The following is a 6,156-nucleotide window of genomic DNA, read 5'->3' as shown; positions in this document are numbered from 1 at the left end:
TGTCACGCCGGCTGTGACCACCGAGCCGTCACGCCTGCCGTGACCACCGAGCTGTCACGCCGGCTGTGACCACCGAGCTGTCACGCCTGTGCCGTCGTCACAGGCCGTCCACGTGCGGGCCCACCGTGCCGGACCAGCTGTTGCCGTTCGCCGCGTCCCAGTTGGTGGACCAGGTCATCGCGCCGCGCAGCCCGGGGTAGGTCCGTGAGGGTTTGAAGCTTCCGCAGCCGGAGCCCTTGGCCAGGCAGTCCAGCGCGGCCGTCACGACGCCGGGCTCGACGTAGCCGGAACCGGCCGCACGGGAGGAGGCCGGTGTGCCGATGCCGACCTGTGAGGGGTCGAGGCCGCCTTCCAGCTGAATGCAGGCCAGCGCGGTCAGGAAGTCCACCGAGCCCTGCGAGTAGACCTTGCCGTCGCAGCCGTTCATCGAACCGCTGTTGTAGTACTGCATGTTGACGACGGTCAGGTAGTCCTTGATGGCCAGCGCCGTCTTGAAGTACTCGTTCGAGGTGGACTGCATGTCGATCGTCTGGGGCGCCATCGTCACCACGACGTCGCCCTTCCGGCTGTGCACGGAGTCCAACGCCTTGGTCATGTACGTGGAGTTGAGGCCGTTCTCCAGGTCGATGTCGACTCCGTCGAAGCCGTACTCGTCCATGAGGGCGACGACACTGTCGGCGAACGCGCCCGCCGAGGCGTCGTCCGCGACGCTGACGTTGCCCTTCTCGCCGCCGACGGAGACGATCACCGACTTGCCCGCGGCGTGCTTCGCCTCGATGTCCGCCTTGAACTCGTCCTCGGAGCCGTAGCCCGTCGCGGGGTCGAGGGTGAAGTCGACCTGGCCCGGTGTTCCCGTGGCGTCGGCGAAGGCCACGGCGATGATGTCGTAGTCGGCCGGCACGTCCGAGAGCTTCTGGGTGGTCGCGCCGTTGTCGAAGTTCTGCCAGTAACCGGTGACGGCGTGCGCCGGCACGGCCGAGGCGCCCACAGCGGGTCCGGCGGAGGCGGGTATCTCGGCCGCGCTCGCCGTGCCGCCTGTGAGCAGTCCGGAGATTGTCAGTGCCGCCGCTGTGAAAGCGGCCAGGCCGACGGAACGGGTACGGGTGTGCGTTCGGGAGCTTGCGCGTGCCACAACTGCCTCCGGGGTGGGGGGAGATGGGAGGGGTGGTGCGGATTGCGGTGCGCGGGGCCCTTCGCGTCGCTGACAACATGGTCCAGACCAATCGGCTTGTCAAGACTTCCTGCAGCCGTCCGGGGCCTTGTATTGATCGTCTTCGGAGGATTGGATGCGCCGGGCAGGACCTCAACCTGGGGACGAGCACAAAGGCGGGTAGGAGATGGCAACCGAAGACAGCGCACAAAGCGGGGAGACCACCCCGACCACCCCGAGCGCACCGCCCGTACGCAAGGCCAGCTGGAAGCTGGTGGGCCCGGGCATCGTCGTCGCGGCCACCGGCGTCGGCGCCGGTGACCTGGTGGCCACGCTCATCGCGGGAAGCAAGTTCGGCTACACGCTCATGTGGGCCGCCGTCATCGGCTGCATAGTCAAGATCGCCCTCGCCGAGGCGACCGGCCGCTGGCACCTGGCGACGGGCCGCACCATCTTCGACGGCTGGCGTGCCCTGGGCCCCTGGACGACCGTCTACTTCGCGATCTACGTCGTCATCTGGGGCTTCGTCTACGGCGGCACCGCGATGTCCTCCTCCGGGCTGCCGCTGGACGCGCTCTTCCCCGGCGTCCTCAACCTCAAGGCGTGGGCGATCATCACCGGCCTCGTCGGCCTCGTCTTCGTCTGGTTCAACCGGTACGCCGTCTTCGAGAAGGTCATGACGGTGATGATCGGCGTGATGTTCGTGGTCGTCGTCTACGTCGCGATCCGCGTCTCACCGGACATCGGCGCGAGCTTCGCCGGACTCGTCCCCGTACTGCCGGACGGCTCGGTCTTCTACACCCTCGGCCTCATCGGAGGCGTCGGCGGGACGATCACCATGGCCGCGTACGGGTACTGGGTGAACGCCAAGGGCTGGACCGACAGCAGCTGGATGAAGATGATGCGGCTCGACAACCGCGTCGCCTACGCCACCACCGGCATCTTCGTCGTCGCGATGCTCGTCGTCGGCGCGGAGCTGCTGCACTCCTCGCAGGTCGCCATCACCGAGGGCGACGCCGGCCTCGCAGACCTGGGGAAGGTCCTCGAGGACCGCTTCGGCGCCTTCACGGCCAAGCTCTTCCTCGTCGGCTTCTTCGCCACGTCCTTCACCTCGCTCATCGGTGTGTGGCAGGGAGTCAGCCTGATGTTCGCCGACTTCGTGGAGCGGCTGAAGGCCGCCCGCAAGGGCGTGGGCGACAGCGACGCGGTGCAGGCCGTGGCCGCCGGCACACGTGAGCGCTCCGCACCCTTCCGCGCGTACCTTCTCTGGCTGACCTTCCCGCCGATGACGCTGCTCTGGCTGGAGCAGCCCTTCGGTCTGGTCGTGGCCTACGGCGTGCTCGGCGCGTTCTTCATGCCGTTCCTCGCGCTCACGCTGATCTGGCTGCTCAACTCCGACCGTACGCCGCGTGAATGGCGAAACGGGATGCTCAGCAACGTGATGCTCTTCGCCGCCGGGATGCTCTTCATCGTGCTGTGCGTGCAGCAGGTGAGGGAACTTCCCTGGTGATCCGTGGACGCCCGCCCCTGATGTGCGGGGGCGGGGCCCACCACCTGAAACACCCTGCACAGCACGGTTGTCGGAGCCGGGTGCGGGGAGCCGTCCGCCAGATCCTGGTTGACCGGCCGCCGGGGTGGGGAAGGCAGGGGGAGCGGGCCCCGGGACGAAGCTGTTCCGCAGGTGTGGGCTCCGCCGTAAGGTGTGATGTCGTCAGATCAGCTTGACGGTCGGAAACTTGGGCTCGACCGCCCAAGTCGGATGCTCGGGGGCGGGGATGTCCACTGCGCTAGCAGTCACCAGCCACGACCACATGCTGCCCCCGCCCGACCGGCAGACCCCCAGAGCGCACGTGTTCCAGCCGCCCGAGGAGCAGCCGTTCGACGTCGCGCTGGCCGAGACCCAGCGGCTGATCCACCAGCACGGTCACGTGGTCGTCGTCCATCCGACGACGCTTCCCAAGCCGTTCCTGCACCGGCTGCACGCGATCCGCTCGGTCCTGGAGAGCGACCGCATCGCCCTGCTGCCCACGGCGCTGCCCCCGCTCGGAACGGGCGTACTCGTACGGCAGTTGAGGCAGCTCTCGCTGTGTGAGTTCTCCCCGGGCGTGCTGGGCGCCGCCGCGCGCCTGCTGTCGCACTACATCTACGCGGGCGCCCTGCTCAACTCCGTCTCCAAGCTCGACCAGGTGCCCGTGTCGCTCACCGCGCACGCCAAGTCGTGGATGCCCAGGGCCCAGTTCGCGGTGCTCGCCGCGCCCACCCCGCAGCTGGTGCGGCTGGACGGCGCCTCCGGGAACGGCGCGGGCTCCGAAGCCACCCTGGCCGGGCCGCAGTTCCCCACCGACCTCACCGTCGCGCCGGGGCAGCTCACCTCGGAGTGGGTGGGGCAGACCCTGGCCCGGCAGTGGAACGTCGGCGCAGTGCATGAGGCGTACCTGCCGAAGCAGTCCGCCCGTTGGTGGGGGACCGGCAAGCTCATCGAGTTCGCCGCCGCCATCCCGGACGTCTCGGTTCTCTACCAGCTCGTCTCCTCGGTACGGCGCGACGAGTGCCACTGGTGCGGGCTCGAACTCATCGGGGACCGCTGCGCGTTCTGCGCCGCGCCCGCCTCGTACGGGGCCGGCTCCCGCAGGGCGGCCCTGAGCCGTGTCCCCTCCGTCCGCAAGGACCCCGCATCCCGCAGCGAGACCGCCGGCAGGGGCGGGCCGGGCCTGGGAGGCTTCCGCCGCACGACCCCCGAACGACCCTCATCGAACCCCCGTCACGCAGTAGTCGCCGATCCCCGAGGTCTGTAGTCCATGAATTCACGCCAGCGCCGTGGCGTCATCCTTCTGATCGTCTCCGTCCTGTGCGCGCTCGCCGCGTTCGCGGGCGTGCTGGCGCTGATACGTGACGTGGAGTCCAAGGTCGGCCCCGAGAAGACGGCCTACAAGCTGAAGGACGACGTCCCGGCCTACCGGTCCCTGAGCGGCGAGCAGTTCGACAAGGTCTCCATGCCGGAACGGTGGATCCCCAAGACGGCGGTCACCGACCTCGACGACGTCCGCGGCAAGGTCGCCACCAACCGGCTGCAGAAGGGGTCGCTCCTGCAGGCCGACATGATGTCCGAGCGCCCTGAACTCAAGTCGGGGGAGCAGGAGATCGCCATCATGATCGACTCCGAGACGGGTGTGGCGGGGAAGATCAACCCCGGCAGCCGGGTCAACATATTCGCCACCTTCGAGGGCGATCAGCAGACGGGCGGCAAGGGCAAGGCGCCGAACCAGTCGAAGGTCATCGTCAGTGACGCCAAGGTCATCGACGTCGGAAAGCTCACCCCCTTCAAGGAGGACGACAACCAGGACCAGCGGACGCGGCAGCGGGAGCAGGACGGCGTCCCGATCACCTTCGCGCTCTCTGCGGGGGACGCCCAACGTGTCGCGTACGCCGAGTCGTTCGCCGAGCACGTCCGGCTCGCCCTCGTGGCTCCGGGCGACGGCACCGAGATCCCCGAGAGCGACCGTACGTACACGCTCAACGGGGACGAGTGAGGCAGGAATCAGACGATGGTCACCCGAATCCAGCCAGTCGTCAGCGACCCGGACGCAGCACGCTCCCTGGTCGGCCTGCTACGCCAGCTCCCGGACAGCGAGCCGCTGCCGCCCGTGGTCGACTCGGTGCAACTCCTCGACGCCCTGGGCCAGTCGGCCGCAGTGTCGGTCGCCGACCTGCCCGAGGTCGTGCTCGTGCACGAACTCATCGGGCCGCGCCCGGCCCTGGAGCTGATCCGCGAGATCGCCCTCCGCTTCCCCGCGGTCGGCGTCGTCCTCATCACGCGTGACACCAGCCCTCCGCTGTACTCCTCGGCCATGGACGCGGGTGCGCGCGGCGTCCTCGGACTGCCGCTGAGCTACGACGATCTCGCCGCCCGCGTCGGCGCGGCAGCGTCCTGGGCGTCCGGCGTCCGGCGCCATCTGGGCGGAACGAGCGAGGAGTTGTCCGGCCCCGGCGGCACGGTGGTCGCGGTCACCGGCGCCAAGGGCGGCGTCGGCACGACGCTGACGGCGGTCCAACTCGCCCTGGCCGCCCAGTCGTCGGGGCGCGGCAGCGCGCTCGTGGACATGGATCTCCAGTCGGGCGACGTGGCCTCCTACCTGGACGTCCAGTTCCGGCGCTCTGCGGCCGACCTGGCAGGCATCAACGACATCTCCGCGCGCGTCCTCCAGGACGCCGTCTACACCCACGAGTCGGGGCTCGGGCTGCTGCTGGCGCCCGGTGAGGGCGAGCGCGCCGAGGAGGTCGACGACAGGGCCGCCCGGCAGATCATCGGCGCGCTCAGGTCGCGTTACGACATCGTCGTCGTGGACTGCGGCACCCAGCTCAACGCAGCCAACGCCGCCGCCATCGAGACGGCCGACTGCGCGGTGCTGCTGACCACCCCGGACGTCGTCTCCGTACGGGCCGCGAAGCGCATGGTGCGCATGTGGGACCGGCTGCAGATCCGCAAGGCGGAGGAGACCCTCACGCTGGTCAACCGCACCTCACGGCTCAGCGAGATCCAGCCCGCACTCATCGCCCGGATCGTCGGAACGCCGATGGCGCGTTCGACGATTCCCGCCAACTTCAAGGAGCTGCAGAGCGCCGTCGACGCCGGACGCATGCAGGACCTGGACAGCAAGGGGTCGGTCAAGCAAGCGCTCTGGGGGTTCGCCGGCGAGCTGGGGCTGGTCACCGCGATCGAGGCGTCGCCGGGTGGCAAACAGGCCGGCAAGCAGAGCGGCAAGTCCGGCGGGAAGAACGGCCGCGGCGGCAGGGCGCAGTCCAGACCGCAGCACAGGCAGGTCTCCGGGTCGCCGGCTCCAAGTCGGGCACTGCCCGCCGGGGGCACCCAAAGTGGTGGCACGGGCATATCGGGGACCGGTTCGTACGGCAGCGGCGGCGCGCCCGGCACGCAGCGAAGCGGTGGGCACAGCGTGCTGCTTCCTGTGGCCGTCGTGGCCGCGTGAATCGTCCTGGGCGGCGTTCTC

General features: G+C 69.4%; 4 protein-coding genes and 1 pseudogene. 4 read left to right on the top strand and 1 reads right to left on the bottom strand.

Features of this window, described 5'->3' with window-relative positions; translation table 11 throughout:
• Positions 1-97: 97 nt before the first annotated feature.
• On the bottom strand, positions 98-1,132 hold the full coding sequence (locus H5J26_RS27345) for a chitinase (protein WP_181768645.1): 1,035 nt from the start codon (positions 1,130-1,132) through the stop codon (positions 98-100).
• 205 nt (positions 1,133-1,337) lie between these two features.
• Here H5J26_RS27345 and H5J26_RS27340 point away from each other — a divergent pair, with 205 nt between their 5' ends.
• From H5J26_RS27340 to H5J26_RS27325, 4 genes and pseudogenes are all read left to right on the top strand, one after another.
• Positions 1,338-2,660: an Nramp family divalent metal transporter gene (locus H5J26_RS27340; protein WP_181768644.1), complete on the top strand. Its 1,323-nt coding sequence runs from the start codon at positions 1,338-1,340 to the stop codon at positions 2,658-2,660.
• Positions 2,661-2,925: 265 nt separating this feature from the next.
• Entirely contained in the window at positions 2,926-3,945 is a 1,020-nt protein-coding gene (locus H5J26_RS27335) for a hypothetical protein (RefSeq protein WP_235981181.1), read from the top strand.
• Between the two features lie 3 nt (positions 3,946-3,948).
• Positions 3,949-4,680: a Flp pilus assembly protein CpaB gene (gene cpaB / locus H5J26_RS27330; RefSeq protein WP_181768643.1), complete on the top strand. Its 732-nt coding sequence runs from the start codon at positions 3,949-3,951 to the stop codon at positions 4,678-4,680.
• A gap of 15 nt (positions 4,681-4,695) precedes the next feature.
• Positions 4,696-6,093 (top strand): annotated as a pseudogene (locus H5J26_RS27325) (AAA family ATPase); the annotation flags it as partial.
• Between the last annotated feature and the right edge of the window lie 63 nt (positions 6,094-6,156).

The organism is Streptomyces albidus (ex Kaewkla and Franco 2022) (genome assembly GCF_013870515.1).
Classification (GTDB): Bacteria; Actinomycetota; Actinomycetes; order Streptomycetales; family Streptomycetaceae; genus Streptomyces; species Streptomyces albidus.
Note: the sequence above shows the minus strand (reverse complement) of the source record. Positions and strands in the feature narration are given on the sequence as shown.

Excerpts from the sequence above, each read along its gene's own strand:
- H5J26_RS27340 (WP_181768644.1), top strand. The coding sequence starts at position 1,338 with ATGGCAACCGAAGACAGCGCACAAAGCGGGGAGACCACCCCGACCACC.
- H5J26_RS27335 (WP_235981181.1), top strand. The coding sequence starts at position 2,926 with ATGTCCACTGCGCTAGCAGTCACCAGCCACGACCACATGCTGCCCCCG.
- cpaB (WP_181768643.1), top strand. The coding sequence starts at position 3,949 with ATGAATTCACGCCAGCGCCGTGGCGTCATCCTTCTGATCGTCTCCGTC.